The sequence below is a fragment of the Streptomyces sp. NPDC059897 genome (genome assembly GCF_042730865.1).
Lineage (GTDB): Bacteria > Actinomycetota > Actinomycetes > Streptomycetales > Streptomycetaceae > Streptomyces.
In genome coordinates, this window is the sequence record NZ_JBHWKQ010000060.1 from 26612 (window position 1) to 45045 (window position 18434).

Annotated in this window: 19 protein-coding genes and 1 riboswitch; of the genes, 11 read left to right on the forward strand and 8 right to left on the reverse strand. The window is 71.4% G+C overall.

Going from position 1 to position 18434, the window contains the following annotated elements; translation table 11 throughout:
- Window positions 1–160: 160 nt before the first annotated feature.
- The 4 genes from ACFV9W_RS36520 to ACFV9W_RS36535 all read left to right on the forward strand — a co-directional run bounded on the left by ACFV9W_RS36520 (window position 161) and on the right by ACFV9W_RS36535 (window position 5710).
- The gene (locus tag ACFV9W_RS36520; protein ID WP_385769907.1) at window positions 161–1042 is read left to right on the forward strand and encodes an ATP-binding cassette domain-containing protein; all 882 of its coding nucleotides are present in this window, start codon (window positions 161–163) and stop codon (window positions 1040–1042) included.
- Window positions 1014–3098, forward strand: coding sequence for a YhgE/Pip family protein (locus ACFV9W_RS36525; RefSeq protein ID WP_385769909.1), 2085 nt, complete (start codon window positions 1014–1016; stop codon window positions 3096–3098). Before ACFV9W_RS36520 ends, ACFV9W_RS36525 begins: the two co-directional genes overlap by 29 nt.
- 35 nt (window positions 3099–3133) lie before the next feature.
- Window positions 3134–3760 (forward strand): TetR/AcrR family transcriptional regulator, encoded by a 627-nt coding sequence (locus ACFV9W_RS36530; RefSeq protein WP_385769911.1) that lies wholly within the window; start codon window positions 3134–3136, stop codon window positions 3758–3760.
- 453 nt (window positions 3761–4213) lie between these two features.
- Complete coding sequence (locus tag ACFV9W_RS36535; protein WP_385769913.1) at window positions 4214–5710, forward strand: phytoene desaturase family protein; 1497 nt, start codon at window positions 4214–4216, stop codon at window positions 5708–5710.
- Between the two features lie 31 nt (window positions 5711–5741).
- Here ACFV9W_RS36535 and ACFV9W_RS36540 read toward each other — a convergent pair whose 3' ends face one another.
- The 6 genes from ACFV9W_RS36540 to ACFV9W_RS36565 form a co-directional block, all read right to left on the reverse strand.
- The gene (locus ACFV9W_RS36540; protein ID WP_385769914.1) at window positions 5742–6626 is read right to left on the reverse strand and encodes a hypothetical protein; all 885 of its coding nucleotides are present in this window, start codon (window positions 6624–6626) and stop codon (window positions 5742–5744) included.
- Between the two features lie 45 nt (window positions 6627–6671).
- The gene (metF, locus tag ACFV9W_RS36545) at window positions 6672–7592 is read right to left on the reverse strand and encodes a methylenetetrahydrofolate reductase [NAD(P)H] (protein WP_266720542.1); all 921 of its coding nucleotides are present in this window, start codon (window positions 7590–7592) and stop codon (window positions 6672–6674) included.
- 117 nt (window positions 7593–7709) lie between these two features.
- Window positions 7710–8357: a thiamine phosphate synthase gene (thiE, locus tag ACFV9W_RS36550; protein ID WP_385769916.1), complete on the reverse strand. Its 648-nt coding sequence runs from the start codon at window positions 8355–8357 to the stop codon at window positions 7710–7712.
- Window positions 8358–8438: 81 nt separating this feature from the next.
- The gene (locus ACFV9W_RS36555; protein WP_385769918.1) at window positions 8439–8804 is read right to left on the reverse strand and encodes an Rv2175c family DNA-binding protein; all 366 of its coding nucleotides are present in this window, start codon (window positions 8802–8804) and stop codon (window positions 8439–8441) included.
- A 116-nt stretch (window positions 8805–8920) separates the two neighbouring features.
- The gene (locus ACFV9W_RS36560) at window positions 8921–10153 is read right to left on the reverse strand and encodes an NAD(P)/FAD-dependent oxidoreductase (RefSeq protein ID WP_385769920.1); all 1233 of its coding nucleotides are present in this window, start codon (window positions 10151–10153) and stop codon (window positions 8921–8923) included.
- Window positions 10154–10272: 119 nt separating this feature from the next.
- Window positions 10273–10620 (reverse strand): hypothetical protein, encoded by a 348-nt coding sequence (locus tag ACFV9W_RS36565; RefSeq protein ID WP_385769922.1) that lies wholly within the window; start codon window positions 10618–10620, stop codon window positions 10273–10275.
- Between the two features lie 53 nt (window positions 10621–10673).
- Window positions 10674–10787: riboswitch (TPP riboswitch) on the forward strand.
- Here ACFV9W_RS36565 and thiO point away from each other — a divergent pair.
- The 6 genes from thiO to ACFV9W_RS36595 all read left to right on the forward strand — a co-directional run bounded on the left by thiO (window position 10785) and on the right by ACFV9W_RS36595 (window position 16626).
- Entirely contained in the window at window positions 10785–11981 is a 1197-nt protein-coding gene (gene thiO, locus ACFV9W_RS36570) for a glycine oxidase ThiO (protein WP_385769924.1), read from the forward strand. Its footprint overlaps the riboswitch before it by 3 nt.
- Complete coding sequence (thiS, locus tag ACFV9W_RS36575; protein ID WP_385769926.1) at window positions 11978–12178, forward strand: sulfur carrier protein ThiS; 201 nt, start codon at window positions 11978–11980, stop codon at window positions 12176–12178. Before thiO ends, thiS begins: the two co-directional genes overlap by 4 nt.
- A gap of 7 nt (window positions 12179–12185) precedes the next feature.
- Window positions 12186–12998 carry a thiazole synthase gene (locus ACFV9W_RS36580; RefSeq protein ID WP_385769928.1) on the forward strand — a complete coding sequence of 271 codons (813 nt, stop codon included), beginning with the start codon at window positions 12186–12188 and terminating at the stop codon, window positions 12996–12998.
- Window positions 12999–13148: 150 nt separating this feature from the next.
- On the forward strand, window positions 13149–15098 hold the full coding sequence (pknB, locus tag ACFV9W_RS36585; protein WP_385769930.1) for a Stk1 family PASTA domain-containing Ser/Thr kinase: 1950 nt from the start codon (window positions 13149–13151) through the stop codon (window positions 15096–15098).
- 48 nt (window positions 15099–15146) lie between these two features.
- Window positions 15147–16010: a deoxyribonuclease IV gene (locus tag ACFV9W_RS36590; protein ID WP_385769932.1), complete on the forward strand. Its 864-nt coding sequence runs from the start codon at window positions 15147–15149 to the stop codon at window positions 16008–16010.
- Window positions 16011–16125: 115 nt separating this feature from the next.
- Window positions 16126–16626: a DUF4396 domain-containing protein gene (locus ACFV9W_RS36595; protein WP_385769934.1), complete on the forward strand. Its 501-nt coding sequence runs from the start codon at window positions 16126–16128 to the stop codon at window positions 16624–16626.
- Between the two features lie 46 nt (window positions 16627–16672).
- Here ACFV9W_RS36595 and ACFV9W_RS36600 read toward each other — a convergent pair whose 3' ends face one another.
- A complete protein-coding gene (locus ACFV9W_RS36600) occupies window positions 16673–17305 on the reverse strand; it encodes a sulfite oxidase-like oxidoreductase (protein ID WP_385769936.1) in 633 nt (210 codons plus the stop codon).
- Window positions 17306–17479: 174 nt separating this feature from the next.
- On the opposite strand from ACFV9W_RS36600, the gene bfr reads away from it, so the two are divergent.
- The gene (gene bfr / locus ACFV9W_RS36605; RefSeq protein WP_385769938.1) at window positions 17480–17959 is read left to right on the forward strand and encodes a bacterioferritin; all 480 of its coding nucleotides are present in this window, start codon (window positions 17480–17482) and stop codon (window positions 17957–17959) included.
- Window positions 17960–17974: 15 nt separating this feature from the next.
- Here bfr and ACFV9W_RS36610 read toward each other — a convergent pair whose 3' ends face one another.
- The gene (locus tag ACFV9W_RS36610; RefSeq protein ID WP_385769940.1) at window positions 17975–18229 is read right to left on the reverse strand and encodes a bacterioferritin-associated ferredoxin; all 255 of its coding nucleotides are present in this window, start codon (window positions 18227–18229) and stop codon (window positions 17975–17977) included.
- Window positions 18230–18434: the final 205 nt, after the last annotated feature.

Sequence of the window (18434 nt, forward strand, 5' to 3'; positions counted from 1 at the left end):
CGAACCTCCTGTCGTCTGTGTGACGGCACTGTGGCCGTATGTGCCCATCGTGGGGTACGCCACTGACAATCGGCTCTGACCAGGCATTTTGCTTCGATCGGAAGTTCGGGCTAGCTTTTGCACTGACCAGTCAGTTCAAAGAAGTGCCCAGGGGGGACCCATGGACGGCCCGGCGAGCGGGGCGACGAGCCCGGACAATCCAGCCAACCCGGCCAACGCAGCCGACGCGGACGAGCACGGGGCGGCGGCAGGAGCCTCGGTGGCCGCCACGGGGTTCGGCCTCAAGGGACCGCGGGGCTGGGCCTTCCGCGGTGTCGACGTCGACGCGGCGGCGGGCTCGCTCGTCGCCGTCGAGGGCCCCTCCGGCAGCGGGCGCACCTGCCTGCTGCTCGCGCTGACCGGGCGGATGAAGCCGAGCGAGGGCACGGCGCGGGTCGGCGGGATGCGGCTGCCGAAGCAGCTGACCGCCGTCCGCAGGATGAGCGCGCTCGCCCACGTGCCGGGTGTGACGGAGCTGGACCCCGCCCTGACCGTGGCGGAGCACCTGCGGGAACAGGCGCTGCTGCAGCGGAGGTTCGACGGCACGCTGCGCGGGCTGCTGCGCACGCCCGCCGAGCGGCGGGCCGAGGCGAGTCTGCGCATCGACGCCGCGCTCGCCGCGGCGGGGCTCGACACCGAGACCCTGCCGAAGGGCTCCCGCACCTCCGTGCGCGACCTGGAGCGCCTCGAGGCGCTGCGCCTGTCCCTGGCGCTCGCGCTCATCGGCCGCCCGCGCCTGATCGGTGTCGACGACACCGACCTGAAGCTCGCTGACGTCGAACGGGCCGAGATCTGGGCCCAGTTGCGGGCCGTGGCCGGCTCGGGCACGACGGTCGTCGCCGTGTGCAGCGAGGCCCCCGCAGGGGCGGTCGTCGTGTCGACCGCCCCGGTGAACACCACGAACGACACCGCGAACGACACCACGAACGACACCGCTGACGAATCCGCGGACGGCACCGTGAAGGAGACGGCCGATGCGCTCGCCGAAGCTCGCCGCGCTTGAACTCAGGCGCTTCGGCAGGGGAAAGCTGCCGCGTGCCGCACTCGTCGCGCTCCTGCTGCTGCCGCTGCTCTACGGGGCGCTGTACCTGTGGTCGTTCTGGGACCCGTACGGGAAGCTCGACAAGATCCCCGTGGCGCTGGTCAACGACGACAAGGGCGCGTCGGCCGCGGGCCAGAAGATCAGCGCGGGCGACGACATCACCAAGGGGCTGTACGACAGCGACACCTTCCAGTGGCACGAGGTCGACTCGGCGCAGGCGAAGAAGGGCGTGGAGGACGGCACGTACTACCTGTCGCTGACCATGCCGGAGGACTTCAGCGAGCGCATCGCGTCGAGTTCCGGGGACTCCCCCGAGACCGGCGCCCTTCAGGTGCGCACGAACGACGCGAACAACTACATCGTCGGGCAGATCTCCCGGACGGTCTTCTCCGAGGTGCGCTCCGCGGCCTCCACCAACGCGTCGCGCTCGTTCCTCGACAAGATCTTCGTGTCCTTCTCGGACATCCATGACGCGACGAAGAAGGCGGCCAAGGGCGCGGACCAGCTCGAGGGCGGCATCGGCAAGGCCAAGAAGGGCTCGAAGGACCTGGCCGACGGCCTGAAGGACGCCAAGAAGGGCAGCGGCGACCTGGAGAGCGGCCTGACGAAGCTCACCACCGGGGCCGGCGACCTGGAATCGGGGTCCCGACAGGTCTCCGACGGCACGCAGTTGCTCGCCGACAAGGTGAACGGCGCCGCCGACCAGGTGCGCCCCTTCCTGAAGGGCAACAAGAAGGCGATCGCCGACACGGCACGCCTGGTCGCCGACTCCGCCAAGGGCGTGCGGCACAACCTGGACACCCTGGTGAAGATCGCCCCCACCGCGCGCACGGGCGCGCACGCGGGTTCCGACGCTCTGGACGCCGTCTACGAAAGGCGCTGCGAGAAGTCGGTCATCGACGACCCGGCCTGCCCGGACCTGAAGAAGGCGAAGACGGCGGCGAACGACGTCGCCACGATCTCCGACGACCTGAACACGCTCATCCAGGACGAGCACGGCGACCTGGGCGCGATGGACAGCCATCTGGCCACCCTCCAGGAGCAGTCCGAGAACCTGGCCAGGCACGCCCCGACGCTCGACCAGGACGTCGAGAGCGCGGTCGCCCAGATCAACAAGCTCAACGACGGGGCGGGACAGGTCGCCGCGGGCGCCAAGAAGCTGCACACGGGGCTCGGCACGGCACAGACCGGTTCGGCGGAACTCGACGCCGGGGTCGGCAGGTTGAACACCGGAGCGGACGACCTGAACGGCGGGATGTTCCAGCTGGCCGACGGCTCGGGCGAGCTCGCCGGCGGGCTGCACGACGGCGTGCGGAAGATCCCCGACTACGACAAGAAGGACCGCGATCAGCGCACCGGCGTGATGGCCGACCCGGTCAAGCTGGCCTCCCAGTCGCTGCACAAGGCGCCCAACTACGGGACGGGCTTCGCCCCGTACTTCATCCCGCTCTCCCTGTGGGTGGGCGCGATGGTCGCCTACATGCTGATCCAGCCGATGAACCGGCGGGCCCTCGCGGCGGGCGCCTCGTCCTGGCGGGTGGCGTTCGCGGGCTGGCTGCCCGTGGCCGCCCTCGGCTGCCTCCAGGTGGCGGCCCTGATGTCCGTACTGCACTGGGCGCTCGGCCTGGAGATGCTGCACGCGGCGGGCACGGTCGGCTTCCTTGGCCTCGTCACGGCGTGCTTCGCGGCGATCGTGCAGTGGCTGAACGCGCGCTTCGGTGCGGCGGGCCGCATCCTCGTGCTCGCGTTCCTGATGCTCCAGCTGACGTCGGCGGGCGGCACGTATCCCGTGCAGACGAGCCCCGGCTTCTTCAACGCGCTCCACCCGTTCCTGCCGATGAGCTACGTCGTGGAGGCCCTGCGGCGGCTGATATCCGGCGGTGACCTCGGACCGGTGTGGCAGGCGTGCGTGGTGCTCACCGCGTTCACGGCGGGCGCGCTCGCCCTCACGGCGTGGACGGCCCGGCGCAAGCAGGTGTGGACGCTCGACCGGCTGCACCCGGAGCTGAGCCTGTGAGCGCGCCCACCGCCGCTCCTGTGAGAATCAGGGGCATGGAAAGCAGCACACGGCGTCAGGCCACTCGGCAGAAGCTCTACGAGGCCGCGGTCACGCTCATCGCGGAGCAGGGCTTCTCCGCGACCACGGTCGACGAGATCGCCGAGCGGGCCGGGGTCGCGAAGGGCACGGTCTACTACAACTTCGCCAGCAAGTCGGTCCTCTTCGAGGAGCTGCTGCGGCACGGCGTCGGGCTCCTCACCGCCTCCCTCCGGGAGGCGGCACAGAAAGCGGACGAGAACGGCGGCAGCAAGGTCGACGCCCTCGACGCGATGATCCGTGCGGGCCTCGTGTTCATCGACGAGTACCCGGCCTTCACCCAGCTGTACGTCGCCGAGCTGTGGCGCACCAACCGTGCCTGGCAGTCCACGCTCGCCGTGGTCCGCCAGGAGGCGGTCGCCGTGGTCGAGGACGTGCTGCGGGCCGCCGTGCGGAGCGGCGAGCTGAGCGAGGAGATCGACGTGCCGCTCACGGCGGCGGCCCTCGTCGGCATGGTCCTCGTGGCCGCCCTGGACTGGCAGGCGTTCCAGCCCGAGCGCTCGCTCGACGACGTGCACGGCGCGCTGTCGCTGCTGCTCCAGGGGCGCGTGGGCGGCGGGCAGCCGCTGACGGGCAAGGCCTGAGGGGCGCGCGGCCTCCGGCACACACAAATGAAGCGCCGGTCCGGCAGGGCCTGTGGTCGTTCTCAGGCCTCACCGGACCGGCGCATCCCCCGTGGATCCCCCGTTTTCCCCCGTTGGATCCCCCGTTTCCCCCGTTGGACCCCCGTTCGGTCGCCCCCAGGGTCCCCCGTCCTCACTCCCGCCCTTGCGGGCGAGAGGAGCGGCAAGAGGCACTCGATCCGTTCCGCCGCCCCGTGTCGGCGGTGCCGTTCCCGTGCCTCTCTCCGTGCCCACCACTCTCCCGTCTGCGCAGGTCGCCCCCCATCCGCGTACCTACTCATCTCCCCGACTAGGTACGGATACTCAGGGGTGCGCGCTCAGGCCCAGGAGAACTCCGCCCCTGCACTCAGCGGCCCGCCGGGCCGGTACGACCTGGCGGCGGCGTTGTCAGTGGTGGCGGATAAAGTCCCTGGCATGGCACGAATTGCGGTGATCGGCGCGGGGATGGGCGCCATGGCGGCCGCCGCTCGGCTGGCCGTCGCGGGCCACCGACCGGTGGTCTTCGAGCGCGCGTCGACGTACGGCGGCTCGCTGGGCCTGATCGAGCGCGACGGCTTCGCGTTCGACACGGGACCGGGGCTGCTCCATCTGCCCGCGGTCCCCCGGGACTTGTTCATCAAGACCGGCAAGGAGCCGCTGGAGGACCTCGTCGGCCTCACCCAGATCGAGCCGGCCGTGCGGCACGTCTTCGCGGACGGCACGACGGCGGACCTGCCGAACGCGCGGCGCGGTGGCGTCGCCGAGGCGCTGGACGCGGCGATCGGCTCCGGCGCGGGCGGGCGCTGGTCGGCGTTCATGGGCCGCGCGCGGGAGGCCTGGGACCGCTCCCGGCGCCCGCTGCTCGAAGAGCCGCTGTGGCCGAACTGGCAGGTGCTGGCCGACCGCGAGCCGTACCCCGCGGTCGTGCACAAGCGGGTCCTGCGCAAGGACCGCGCGGCGACGACCCTCGCCGGGATCGGCGCGCTCGAACTGGGCGGGGAGCCGCGCCTGGTGGCGCTTCTCGAGCAGTACGCGCTGGCGTCCGGGCTCGACCCGCGTACGGCACCGGCGAGCGCGGCCGTGCTCCCGTACATGGAGCAGACCTTCGGGACGTGGGCCGTGTCCGGCGGGATGCGGGCCCTCGCGGACGCCGTGCACGCGCGCTGCCTGAAGCGGAAGGTCGAGTTCAGATTCGGCTCGGCCGTCACCCGGATCGTGGAGAAGGACGGCCGCGCGGCCGGTGTGGAGCTGGCCGACGGCACGGTGGAGGAAGCCGAGTTCGTGGTGGCGGGTGTCGCTCCGGGCGTCCTGAGCGGGCTGCTGCCCGGGCGGCCCGTGCGCACCGAGGGGCCGGCCCAGCACGAGTCGTCGTGGCCGAGCCGCCTGACCGTGCACCTCGCGCTGCTCGGGGGCCGGCCTGAAGGCACCCCGCATCGGACGGTCGTACACGGGGCGGACCGGGACGCCGAGTTGGCCTGGCTCTTCGAGGACGGCGCGGCGCCGAAGCGACCGACGGTCGCGGTGCTGCGCACCGGGGACCCGGCCGGGGTGCCCGACGCCGGGCACGAGGCGATCACCCTCACGGTGACCGTGCCGGCTCACGCGCGCGTGGGCGAGGCCGAGGTGGAGCGGGTCCTCGCGGCGGCCGAGCGTGCGGTGCCGGAGCTGCGCGAGCGGCTGCTGTGGCACGAGGTCCGCACCCCGCGGGACATCGCCGAGGCCACCGGGGCCGAGGGCGGCGCCGTGCCGGGCCCCGCGCTCGCGGCGGCGGGCGGCGAGCTGCTGCACGCGCCGAACACGACGGCGCTGCCCGGCCTGACGACCGTGGGCGGCTGGTCCCACCCTGGCGGCGGGCTGCCGCACGCGGGCATGTCCGGCGCGCTGGTGGCGGGCCTCATCGTGGAGGGGCCGGACTTCCGCGGCTCGCAGTGAGCTGCGGAAGTCCGGCCCCTCGACGGCCGGTTCAGTACCGGTACTGCTGCTCGTTGTACCCGTTGTGGTCGTACCCGTTGTGGTCGTACCCGGTGTTCGGGTCGTGCTGCGGGTACGCCGGGTACTGCTGCTCGGGCGGCAGTTCACCGCCGTAGTTCTGCTGCTCCCCTTCGCCGTTGCGCTGCTGCGGCACCCAGACGCCGCCGGGAGGCGTCTCCCCGCCGTAGCCCGCGGCCGTCGCGTACGGGTCGGCATAGCCCTGCCCGGTGGCGTACGGGTCGCCGTACTGGGGCTGCGCAGGGTAGCTCTGCGCGCCGATGTACGGGTCCGAGTACGGGGCGGCGTACGGCTGCTGAGCCTGGTCGTAGCCGTAGCCCTGCTGGTCGTAGCCGTAGGACCCGGCGTCGTAGCCGTAGTCCTGCGTCCCGTGCGCCGCCTGCGCGGTCGGGGCGTATGCCGTGTCCTGGTAGACGCCGTACTGGCTGGTGTCGTCGGGCATCGGCTGCGGGGCGTACACCGCCGTGCTCTCGGCCGCCGACTCCGGGACCGGCGCGTACTCCTGTCGCGCCGGCTCGTACTCCAGGTCGGACACCTGGAGCGTCGGCTCCTGGTGCGGCTCCTCCTCGGAGCGGCGTCCCCGGTCCATGCCCGGGACGCCCGGCACGCCCTTGAGCGACCAGCCCGCGGCGAACCCGCGGCGGAACGACAGCGTGACGTATGTCTGTCCGATCGCGAACGCGATGGCCCCGGCCCCGATGACGAGCACCGAGGGAATCAGGACGCCGATCACGACTCCGAGGAAGCCGCCGAAGGCGAGCAGCCGCCAGCGCAGCCTTGCCTTGTACTGCAGCAGAACCTCACCGAGGAGCCACAGTGCCACCAGTCCGAACGCGACATAGAGGACCGCCCAGCCCATGTACGCCCCTCTCGTACGGCCGTAGCCCTTGTGGGTACGGCGAAGTCAGCCCCGCTCTTGGTGCAGGCCCAGGTTCTCGTAGATCTCCAACGTTGCCGTGGAGTTGTTGAGCGTAATGAAGTGCAGACCCGGCACTCCCTCGTCAAGCAGCTTGGCGCAAAACTCCGTAGCGAACTCGATGCCAATGGAGCGTACAGCGGCGGGATCGTCTTTCGCTGTGAGGATTCGCTCTTTCAACTCCGGCGGGAAGTCCGCGTTGCTCAACTTGGGCAGGCGTTCGAGCATGCGCACGCTCGTCACCGGCATGCACTCCGGGATGATCGGCGTCTCGCAGCCTGCCGCGGCGACCTTGTCGCGCAGCCGCAGATACTCCTCCGGGTAGAAGAACATCTGGGTGATCGCGTAATCGGCGCCCGCGCGGCACTTGTCGACGAAGTGCCGCACGTCGGAGTCCCAGTCCGCGGAGCGCGGGTGCATCGCGGGAAATGCCGCGACGCCGACGCAGAAGTCGCCGGACTCCTTGATCAATTCAACGAGTTCGGCCGCGTACGTGAGGCCTTCGGGGTGCGAGATCCAGTCGCCCATGGGGTCGCCCGGCGGGTCGCCGCGCACCGCGAGCATGTTCCGGATCCCGGCGTCGGCGTACTGGCCGATGATGTTGCGCAGTTCGGCGACCGAGTGTTCGACGGCGGTGATGTGCGCCACCGGCGTCAGCGTCGTGTCGGCGACGATCTGCTGGGTCTCCTTGACGGTGCCCGCGCGCGTGGAGCCGCCCGCGCCGTACGTCACGGAGACGAAGTCGGGCGACACGGCCTCGACCCTCCGCAGCGCGTTCCAAAGGTTGCGCTCGCCCTTCGGGGTCTTCGGCGCGGAGAACTCGAACGAGAAAGCCGTCTTGCCGGGTGCGAGCATGTCTCGCACGGTGCGGGCGCGATCAGTCCTGGTGGAAGCGGTACCTAGGGCCATACGGGCAGGTTACTGACCGATATCCAAAGGCCCTAATCCCCGTCCACCTTGCGGACAGGGCGACGGAACGGCCGTCACCGGCGGTTTCCCCCGGGTTCACGGACGGGACCGCGCACGTCACACCGCACGCAGGCGCTTCGCGAACTCGGCCGCCGCGGCGCCCGGGTCGTCGGCCTCCGTGATGGCCCGGACGACGACGGCTCTGCGGGCGCCGGCCTCCAGGACCTCGTCCAGGTTCGCGAGGTCGATGCCGCCGATGGCGAACCAGGGGCGGTCCGTGTCCAGGCCCGCCGTGTACCGCACCAGGTCGAGCCCCGGCGCGTACCGCCCGGGCTTGGTCGGGGTCGGCCAGCACGGGCCCGTGCAGAAGTAGTCCACGCCCTCCTGGACGGCGGCCGCGGCGGCCTCGTCCTCGGCGTGCGTGGAGCGGCCGATGAGCACGTCCTCGCCGAGGACGGCGCGGGCCGCGGGGACCGGCAGGTCGCCCTGGCCGAGGTGCAGCACGTCCGAGCGGGTCGCGTGGGCGACGTCCGCGCGGTCGTTCACCGCGAAGAGCTTGCCGTGGCGGCGGGCCGCCTCGGCGAACACCTGGAGGTGCTCCAGCTCCTCGCCGGCCTCCATGCCCTTGTCGCGCAGCTGCACGATGTCGACCCCGGCGGCCAGCACGGCGTCGAGGAACTCCGGCAGATCGCCCTGGCGCCTGCGCGCGTCGGTGCACAGATAGAGCCGCGCGTCAGCGAGCAGGGCGCGCTTGGAGTCCGCCATGAAAGTCCCCCCGTGGGTCGTGCGGTGTCGGTGGCGTGCGCACCACGAGGGTCGCGGTGCGCACGCCGGACGGTTGTCAGGTCAGACGGCGAGCGCCTGGGCGCGGCGCTTCACCTCCGTGCCGCGATTCTCGCTCAAGGCCTGCGCGGGCGTGCCCGGCAGGCTCGGGTCGGGGGTGAAGAGCCATTCCAGCATCTCTTCGTCGCTGAAGCCGTCGTCCCTCAGGACCGTCAGGAGGCCGACGAGCCCCTTGACGATCTTGTCGCCGTCGATGAAGGCGGCGGGCACGTGCAGTGCCCTGTTCTCACCGCGGCGCACGGCGATCAGCTGGCCTTCCTTGACCAGCTGCCGCACACGCGTCACCTCGACATCGAGCATTTCCGCGATGTCGGGGAGGGTGAGCCAGGCGGGGACGAGAGCATCGATCTTTGCGTCAATCTCGGTCACAGGACAAGCGTGCCATCCCGGACTGACACTCGGAAGCCGAGCCGGTGCGGATGGACCACGATCCCTCCCGATTCACCCCTTCTGTCACGCTTTGGACGGCCCGCGGGGTGACGGACTCACGCCACCGCGGACTTCAGCGGACGGGCCGGGTCCGCGAGCAGCTCCGGGTCGAGCGGGGTCCCCGACTGTATGAGCTTGCGCCCCTGGGCCAGGTCGCGCGGCTTGCCGACGGCGAGCACCGCCACCAGGGCCCCGTCGCGCAGCCAGCACACCGACCAGGCGGCACCGGCGGGGTCGCCGCGCCACACCGTCGCGTCCGCGCCCTCGTGGTGCCCCGCGTACTGCACGAACCGGCCGAACTGCTCGGACCAGAAATAGGGCACCGGGTCGTACACCGCCGGGGTCAGGCCGACGATGTTGGCCGCCACCGTGCGCGGCCCCTGCAGCGCGTTGTCCCAGTGGTGGACCATCAGGCGCTCCCCGTAGCGACCCGAGGGGAACGAGGAGCAGTCGCCCACCGCGTACACGTCGGGCACGGAGGTGCGCAGCCCGTCGTCCGCGAGGACCTCCCGGTGGGCGCCGAGCTCGATCCCGGAGCCGGCCAGCCAGCGGGTGGCCGGGCGGGCGCCGATGCCGACGACGACGGCTCCCGCGGGCAGCCGCGTGCCGTCGTCCAGGACCACGACGCCCGGCTCGATGCGCTCCACGCGCGCGTGGGTGCGCAGCTGGGCTCCGGCGTCGGCGTACCAGGCCGCCATGGGGGCGGCGATCTCGGCGGGCAGCGCCCCGGCCAGCGGCCGCTCGGCGGCCTCCACGACCGTGACCCGGCAGCCTGCCTCACGGGCGGCGGTGGCGAACTCGGCGCCGATCCAGCCGGCGCCCACGACCACCACGTCGTGCTGCTCGGCGAGGACGGGCCGCAGCCGCTCGGCGTCGTCGAGCGTGCGCAGCAGGTGCACTCCGGGGGCGGACCCCGAGCCGGGCAGCTGGACGGGTTCGGCGCCGGTCGCGACGACCAGCACGTCGTACGGGACCGGGCCCTCGGCCGTGTCCAGCTCGTGGTCGCCGGGCCGCAGGCCGGTCACCTCGCGGCCGAGCTCCAGGGAGACGCCGAGCGCCTCGAAGTCCACGTCGAAGGCCGAGCCCTCGGCCTTGCCGAGCAGCACCGCCTTGGACAGCGGCGGCCGGTCGTACGGCTGGTGGGGCTCGGCGCCGAGCAGGGTGACGGCGCCGGTGAAGCCCTGTTCGCGCAGCGCCACGGCGGTCTGCACACCGGCCATGCCCGCGCCCACGATGACGACGTTCCGCTGCCCCGAAGGCGCTCCGCTCCCGCTCCGCTGCTCACTCACGGGATCAACCTTAGGCACCTGATCTTGCGTCGGTCAGCGGTGCGGGCCACTCCCGCGCCGTGACGTCCTGCACATGTCCAGGCGGTTTAGCGATCAAGGTCGGGACGGCACTCCGGAGTTCACGCCCGGCCGGGAAGTTCCTCGACCACGCTGGTACCGCTGCCGTCCTGCGACTCCCACTCCCAGGTCTCGTCGAGGCGCACCCGGCCGTCCGGGAGCTCGGACACGGTCGAGACGCAGTGCCCGCAGGAAGTGGTCCCGTCGGTCTTCAGCTGGACGTAACGGAAGTCGAGCCGGTCGCCGGAGCGGGTCCCCACGAGGTGCCCCTCGACGACATCGCCGCCCGCGTAGTCGGCCGAGACCCGGCCGTCCCGCTCCCGGTACGTGAAGCGGGTGCGGGTGCCCACCTGACCGGGCGCCTGGTCGGCGACGGGGGACATCACGAGGCCGTCGAGAGATCGGGACACAGGTTCGAGGCTCCCTTACTGGGGGTCGCGGTGAACGGCTAGGGTGGCCAACGTAGAGCACTCGCGGGAGCCCGTACGCAGCGGGCTGAGAGGGAGGCTGGAGCGGCCTTCGACCGTCCGAACCTGATCCGGGTCATACCGGCGAAGGGAGGGGCTTGACGCCCATGTCGTCGACGCCATCCGTTCATTCGCACTCCTGCGACCGTTCGCACACCAGCGACGTCCTCGTCGTCGGTGGCGGCATCATCGGTCTGGTCACCTCCTGGCGGGCCGCGCAGCGCGGCCTGTCCGTCGCGGTCGCGGACCCCGAACCCGGCGGCGGGGCCGCCCAGGTGGCGGCCGGGATGCTGGCCGCCGTCACCGAACTGCACCACGGCGAGCAGACGTTGCTCGGCCTGAACCTGGAGTCCGCGCGCCGCTACCCGGGCTTCGCGGCCGAGCTGTCCGAGGCCACCGGGCAGGACCTCGGCTACCGCGCCTGCGGCACGCTCGCGGTCGCGCTCGACTCCGACGACCGCGCCCACCTTCGCGAACTGCACGCGCTGCAGACGAAGTCGGGGCTCGAATCGGAGTGGCTCTCGGGCCGCGACTGCCGCCGCCTCGAACCGATGCTCGCGCCGGGCGTGCGCGGCGGACTGCGGGTCGACGGGGACCACCAGATCGACCCGAGAAGGCTCGCGGGCGCCCTCGTGACGGCCTGCGAGCGCTCCGGCGTGACCTTCCACCGGTCATGGGCCGAGCGGCTCCGTGTCGTCCGCGACCGGGCGAGCGGCGCTGTCCTCGCCGACGGCACCGAACTCGCCGCGGACCAGGTGGTCCTGGCGGCGGGCAGCCGCGCCGGGCAGCTCGCGGGCGTGCCCGACGCGGTGCTCCCGCCGGTGCGCCCCGTGAAGGGCCAGGTGCTGCGCCTGACGGTGCCCAAGCGGTACGCGCCCTTCCTCAGCCGCACCGTCCGCGCGGTCGTGCGCGGCGGCAGCATCTACCTGGTGCCGCGCGTCAACGGCGAGCTCGTGGTGGGCGCGACCAGCGAGGAGCTCGGCTGGGACACCACGGTCACCGCGGGCGGCGTCTACGAACTCCTGCGGGACGCCCACGAGCTCGTCCCCGGCATCACCGAACTCCCGCTCACCGAGACCCGCGCGGGCCTGCGCCCCGGCTCCCCCGACAACGCTCCGCTCCTGGGGCCGACCGCCCTGCCGGGCCTCCTCCTGGCGACCGGGCACTACCGCAACGGCGTGCTCCTGACGCCCGTCACCGGCGACGCCATGGCGCACGCCCTGACCACCGGTGAACTGCCGGAAGAGGCCCGCCCGTTCACGCCGAAACGCTTCGGCACCGCCCTCCTGGAGCAGCCCGCATGAACGTCCACGTCAACGGCGAGCCGCGCACGGTGACCGCGGGCGCCACGCTCGACCTCCTGGTCAGCACGCTCACCACGGCGCCCCAGGGCGTCGCCGCCGCGCTCAACGAAACCGTCGTCCCCCGCACCCAATGGCCCGCCACGGCGCTCTCCGAAGGAGACCGCGTCGAGGTGCTCACGGCCGTCCAAGGAGGCTGAACCGTCCATGGCCGACGACACTTTCGTCCTCGGGGGCGACCCGTACTCCTCACGCCTGATCATGGGTACGGGCGGGGCCCCCAGCCTCGACGTCCTGGAGCGCTCCCTGGTGGCCTCCGGGACCGAACTCACCACCGTGGCGATGCGCCGCGTGAACGCGAACGTGCACGGATCGGTGCTCTCCGTCCTGGAGAAGCTGAACATCCGGGTGCTGCCGAACACGGCCGGCTGCTTCACCGCGCGCGAGGCCGTCCTGACGGCCCGCCTCGCGCGCGAGGCGCTCGGCACCGACCTCGTGAAGCTGGAGGTCATCGCCGACGAGCGGACCCTGCTGCCCGATCCGATCGAGCTGCTCGACGCGGCGGAGACGCTGGTGGACGACGGCTTCACGGTGCTGCCGTACACGAACGACGACCCGGTCCTGGCCCGCAAACTGGAGGACGTCGGCTGCGCGGCGATCATGCCGCTCGGCTCCCCCATCGGCTCCGGGCTCGGCATCCGCAATCCGCACAACTTCCAGCTGATCACCGAGCACGCGCGCGTACCGGTGATCCTGGACGCGGGCGCGGGCACGGCCTCCGATGTGACGCTCGCCATGGAACTCGGCTGCGCGGGTGTGATGCTCGCCTCGGCGGTGACCCGCGCGCAGGAGCCGGTCCTCATGGCCGAGGGCATGCGGCACGCGGTGGAGGCGGGCCGCTTCGCGTATCGGGCCGGGCGGATTCCGAAGCGGCACTTCGCGGAGGCGTCTTCTCCTTCGGAGGGGCGGGCGGTGCTTGATCCGGAGCGCCCGGCGTTCTCGGCGGCCCGCGCCGTGTGACGGACACGGGGCTCTGCCCCGGACCCCGCGGCCTCTCGTCCAAGAGCGGGGCTTGATGTGCCGTACAGGTGGTCACAGGTCTGCTGCAGTACGGCCCCGGCCGCACCGCACGGAAGCTGGGTGTCGGTCACTCCTCGTACACTCGCCTGCGTGGACACGACCCTTCAGGACCCGTTGCTCGGGCATGTGCTCGACGGCCGGTACCGCGTCGACGCACGCATCGCGGTCGGCGGGATGGCCACGGTCTACCGGGCCGTGGACACCCGCCTCGACCGCGTGCTCGCGCTCAAGGTGATGCACCCCTCGCTGGCGGCCGACGCCTCGTTCGTCGACCGCTTCATCCGCGAGGCCAAGTCGGTGGCCCGCCTCTCGCACCCCAATGTGGTGGGGGTCTTCGACCAGGGCACCGACGGCGCGTACGTGTATCTGGCGATGGAGTACGTGGCCGGCTGCACCCTTCGTGACGTGCTGCGCGACCGGGGAGCGCTGCGGCCCCGTGCCGCCCTCGACATCCTGGAGCCGGTCCTCGCGGCGCTGGGAGCGGCCCACCGGGCTGGCTTCGTGCACCGCGACATGAAGCCGGAGAACGTCCTGATAGGGGACGACGGCCGGGTCAAGGTGGCGGACTTCGGCCTGGTCCGCGCGGTCGACACGGTCACGAACACGACGGGCGCGGTCCTCGGCACGGTCTCGTACCTGGCGCCCGAGCAGATCGAGAGCGGCACGGCGACGGCGAGCGTGGACGTCTACGCGTGCGGTGTCGTGCTCTACGAGATGCTCACGGGCGGCAAGCCGCACGCGGGCGAGTCCCCCGCCCAGATCCTCTACAAACACCTCCACGAGGACGTGCCCCCGCCCTCGGCGGCCGTCCCCGGCCTCCCCTTCGAGCTCGACGAGCTGGTCGCGTCGGCGACGGCGCGCACCCCCGAGGTCCGCCCGTACGACGCCGTGGCGCTCCTCGCACAGGCCAGGGGCGCCCGGTCGGCGCTCACCGATGCCCAGCTGGACGCGGTGCCGCCGCAGGCGCACGACACGGAGCACGTGGGGGCCGACGACCGTACGAGCGTGATCCCGCGCGCGGTGGGCACACCCGTACAGCTGCCGCTGCCCACGGACTCCGCGGACCAGGCGCAGCTCAACCGGACGAGCCGCCTGGAGATGCCGCCGGCCCCGCCGCCCGCGGCCCCGGGACCCGCTCGCGGCAGCGGCCGCGGCCCGCAGCGCCGCACCCTCGCGATCCTCGCGGCGGTGCTGCTCGTCCTCGGCCTCGGCACCGGCGTCTGGTACATCAACTCCGGCCAGTTCACGAAGGTCCCGTCCGTCCTCAACCAGACGCAGGCGCAGGCCGAGAAGCGGCTCTCCGACGCGGGCCTGGAGCGGGGCACGGTCACGCGCGCGTACAGCGACACGTACAAGCGCGGCACCGTCATGGACAGCGACCCGGGTTCCAGCGACCGCATCCGCAACGGCGGGACGGTGGACCTGACCGTGTCCAGGGGCTCGAAGACCGTGAAGGTCCCCGACCTCGCCGGCACCCCGCTGGGCACCGCGAAGAGCGAACTCAAGAAGCGCGACCTCGAACCGGGCATGACCACCAAGAAGTTCAGCGAGCAGATCGCCAAGGGCTCGGTGATCAGCACGGATCCGGGCGCGGGCGAGACCCGCAAGGCCGGTTCCGCGGTCGCCCTGGTCGTCTCCAAGGGCTCCCCCGTCGACGTCCCCGACGTCACGGGCGAGTCCGAGCAGGACGCCATCGCGGACCTGGAGGACGCGGGCCTGAAGGCCGAGATCTCCACGAAGCGGGTCAACTCCGAGGAGGACAAGGGCAGCGTCGCCCGGCAGTCCCCCGCCGAGGGCAAGCAGCTCGCCGAGGGCGACACGGTGACGCTGACGATCTCCAAGGGCCCCGTCATGGTCGAGGTCCCCGACGTCACGGACCTGAAGGTCGACGAGGCGAAGGCGCGGCTCAGCGCGGCGGGCTTCGAGGTGGAGGAGAACCGCGGACTGCTCGGCCTGTTCGGCGACACCGTCAGGAGCCAGTCGGTGGAAGGCGGCGACGAGGCCCCCAAGGGCTCCAGCATCACGATCACCATCAGGTAGCCCCGGCCCGGCCCCGGGCGTTCGAACACCCATGACACCCTGGGCCGGGTGAACAGCAGCATCCGCAACCCGATCGGCGGCCACGTCCCGGTGGCCGGCGGCCTCGCGCGCGTAGGGCTCTCCTACGCGCGTGACCTCAAGGCCGAAACCGTCCAGGTCTTCGTGGCCAACCCCCGCGGCTGGGCCACTCCGCCCGGCAACCCCAAGCAGGACGAGGACTTCCGCGCCCAGTGCGCCGAGGAGAACATCCCGGCGTACGTGCACGCCCCCTACCTGATCAACTTCGGCTCGCACACCGAGGCGACCGTCGACAAGTCCGTGGACTCGCTGCGCCACTCGCTGCGCAGGGCCCGCGCGATCGGCGCCCTCGGCGTCGTCGTGCACACCGGCTCCGCGACCGGCGGCCGGGAGCGCGAGGTCGCCCTCGCACAGGTCCGCGAGCGGATGCTGCCGCTGCTCGACGAACTGACGCACGACGACGACCCGTTCCTGCTCCTGGAGTCGACCGCGGGCCAGGGCTCCTCGCTGTGCTCGCGCACCTGGGACTTCGGCCCGTACTTCGACGCCCTCGACCGCCACCCCAAGCTGGGCGTCTGCCTCGACACCTGCCACATCTTCGCGGCGGGCCACGACCTCACGGGCCCGGCCGGCATGAAGCAGACCCTCGACCTGCTCGTCGACACGGTCGGCGAGGGCCGCCTCAAGCTGATCCACGCCAACGACTCCAAGGACGTCGTGGGCGCCCACAAGGACCGGCACGAGAACATCGGCACCGGCCACATCGGCGAGGAGCCGTTCCGCGAGCTGATGGCCCACCCCGCGACCGAGAACGTTCCCCTGGTCATCGAGACGCCCGGCGGCAAGGAGGGCCACGCGGCCGACGTGGAGCGGCTGAAGAAACTCCGACCCTGAAAGCTCAGATCCTGAAGAAGCTCCGGTTCTGAAGAAAATTCGATCCTGTGGAATACCCCCAGGGGGTATCTGCGCTACCTTGGTGCCAGCATCCGCAGCGACCACTGGGGGAACCATGCAGCACGAGACGCACACCGGGCACGAGCACCACGCGCACCACGGAGCACACGGCACCGGCGGCAAGGTCTCCTGGTCCATGGCCGCCCAGGCCACGCTGCACTGCCTCACCGGCTGTGCCATCGGCGAGGTCCTCGGCATGGTGATCGGCACCGCGCTCGGCTGGGGCAACGTACCGACGATGGCCCTGGCGATCACGCTCGCGTTCTTCTTCGGCTACTCGCTCACGCTGCGCGGCGTCCTGAAGGCCGGCCTCGGTTTCAAGGCGGCCATCCGCGTCGCGCTGGCCGCGGACACCCTGTCCATCGCGGTGATGGAGCTGATCGACAACGGCGTGATCGCGCTGTGGCCGAACGCCATGGACGCCCACCTCTCGGACGGCCTGTTCTGGGGCGCGCTCACCGCGGCGCTCGTGATCGCCTTCGTGGTGACGACCCCGGTCAACCGCTGGATGATGGGCCGCGGCAAGGGCCACGCGGTCGTGCACCAGTACCACTGACCTGGACCCCCAGGGGGTATCCGGTGCGGGAGCCCTGGGAGGCGGCCTAGAACTCGGGCCCTTCTCCGGGCTCCTCCTGGTACGAGTACCGCTGCTCACGCCACGGGTCGCCCACGTTGTGGTACCCGCGCTCCTCCCAGAAGCCGCGCCGGTCCGCCGTCATGTACTCGACGCCGCGCACCCACTTCGGCCCTTTCCAGGCGTACAGGTGGGGCACCACGAGACGCAGCGGGAATCCGTGCTCCGCGGTGAGCAGTTCGCCGTCCTTGTGCGTGGCGAAGATGGCCCGCTCGGAGGCGAAGTCGGACAGCCGCAGGTTGGACGAGAATCCGTACTCGGCCCACACCATCACATGGGTGACATCGGGCCCGGGCGGGGCGAGCTCCAGGATCGTGGAGGCGCGCACGCCGCCCCATTCGGCGGCGAGCATGCTGAACTTCGTGACGCAGTGCAGGTCGCCGACCACGGTCGCGTACGGCAGCGCCGAGAACTCCTCGTGGTTCCAGCAGTGCTTGTCACCGTCGGCGGTGGCGCCGAAGACCCTGAACTCCCAGCGCTCGGGCCGGAACTTGGGCACCGGGCCGTAGTGCGTGACGGGCCAGCCGCGCTGCAGCCGCTGCCCCGGTGGAAGCTCCGGCTGCACTGCTCCCCCAGACTCGCGACCCACCGGATGACCCATGCCTCCATCCTGACAGACCTCGGGCAGTGGACGTGACCACGCCCACCCTGGCGGAGCCGCCACGAGCGTTGATTCGGGCAACTCCTACTAAGCGTGCACTTACTGGACGCGCTCCTGCACCGGTGCAAGGATGCGCGAAACCTGCCCAGTAACCGCTTGGAAGGAGCCTCTGCGATGCAGGGCGACCCCGAGGTCATCGAGTTTCTCAACGAGCAGCTGACGGCCGAGCTCACGGCGATCAATCAGTACTTCCTGCACGCGAAGATGCAGGACAACTTCGGCTGGACGAAGCTCGCGAAGTACACCCGCGCCGAGTCGTTCGACGAGATGAAGCATGCGGAGGTGCTGACCGACCGGATCCTGTTCCTGGACGGACTCCCCAACTACCAGCGGCTCTTCCATGTCCGGGTCGGCCAGACGGTCACGGAGATGTTCCAGGCGGACCGGCAGATCGAGGTCGAGGCGATCGACCGCCTGAAGCGGGGCATCGAGCTGATGCGCGGCAAGGGCGACATCACGTCCGCAAACATTTTTGAGTCGATCCTCGAGGACGAGGAGCACCACATCGACTACCTGGACACGCAGCTGGAGCTGGTGGACAAGCTCGGCGAGGCGCTGTACATCGCGCAGCTCATCGAGCAGCCGGAGAGCTAGGCCCGTCCGCGGCGGTCAGGCCGCTTCCGGCAGCTGGTCCTGCGCCTGGGGCGCGAGGGCCACGGCCGAATCGCCCTGCTCGACCAGTTCCCGGCGGGGGCACGCCCCGCGGCCGAGCAGCGCCTGGATCCGGCGGACGCAGGAGCCGCAGTCCGTACCGGCCTTGCAGGCGGACGCTATCTGGCGGGGGGTGCAGGCACCGTCCTCCGCGTGCTTCTTGACCTGCGCCTCGGTGACACCGAAGCAGTTGCAGACGAACACGCGGTTCACCTCCCGGTCGGGCTGTCGTCGGGACTCATAGGTAGTGCCGTCCCGATTGATCGGTGAGGCTAACCTAACCTTACCCGCCGGGTCGGTTGCACAAAAGTGCCGTGGGGGGGGGGGGGGGGGGGGGGGGGCCCCCCCCCGGGGAAAACACGGGGCACAGGGGTGTATTAAAAAAAAGAACGGCCCCGCCCCAAGAGGGGGGGTAAGA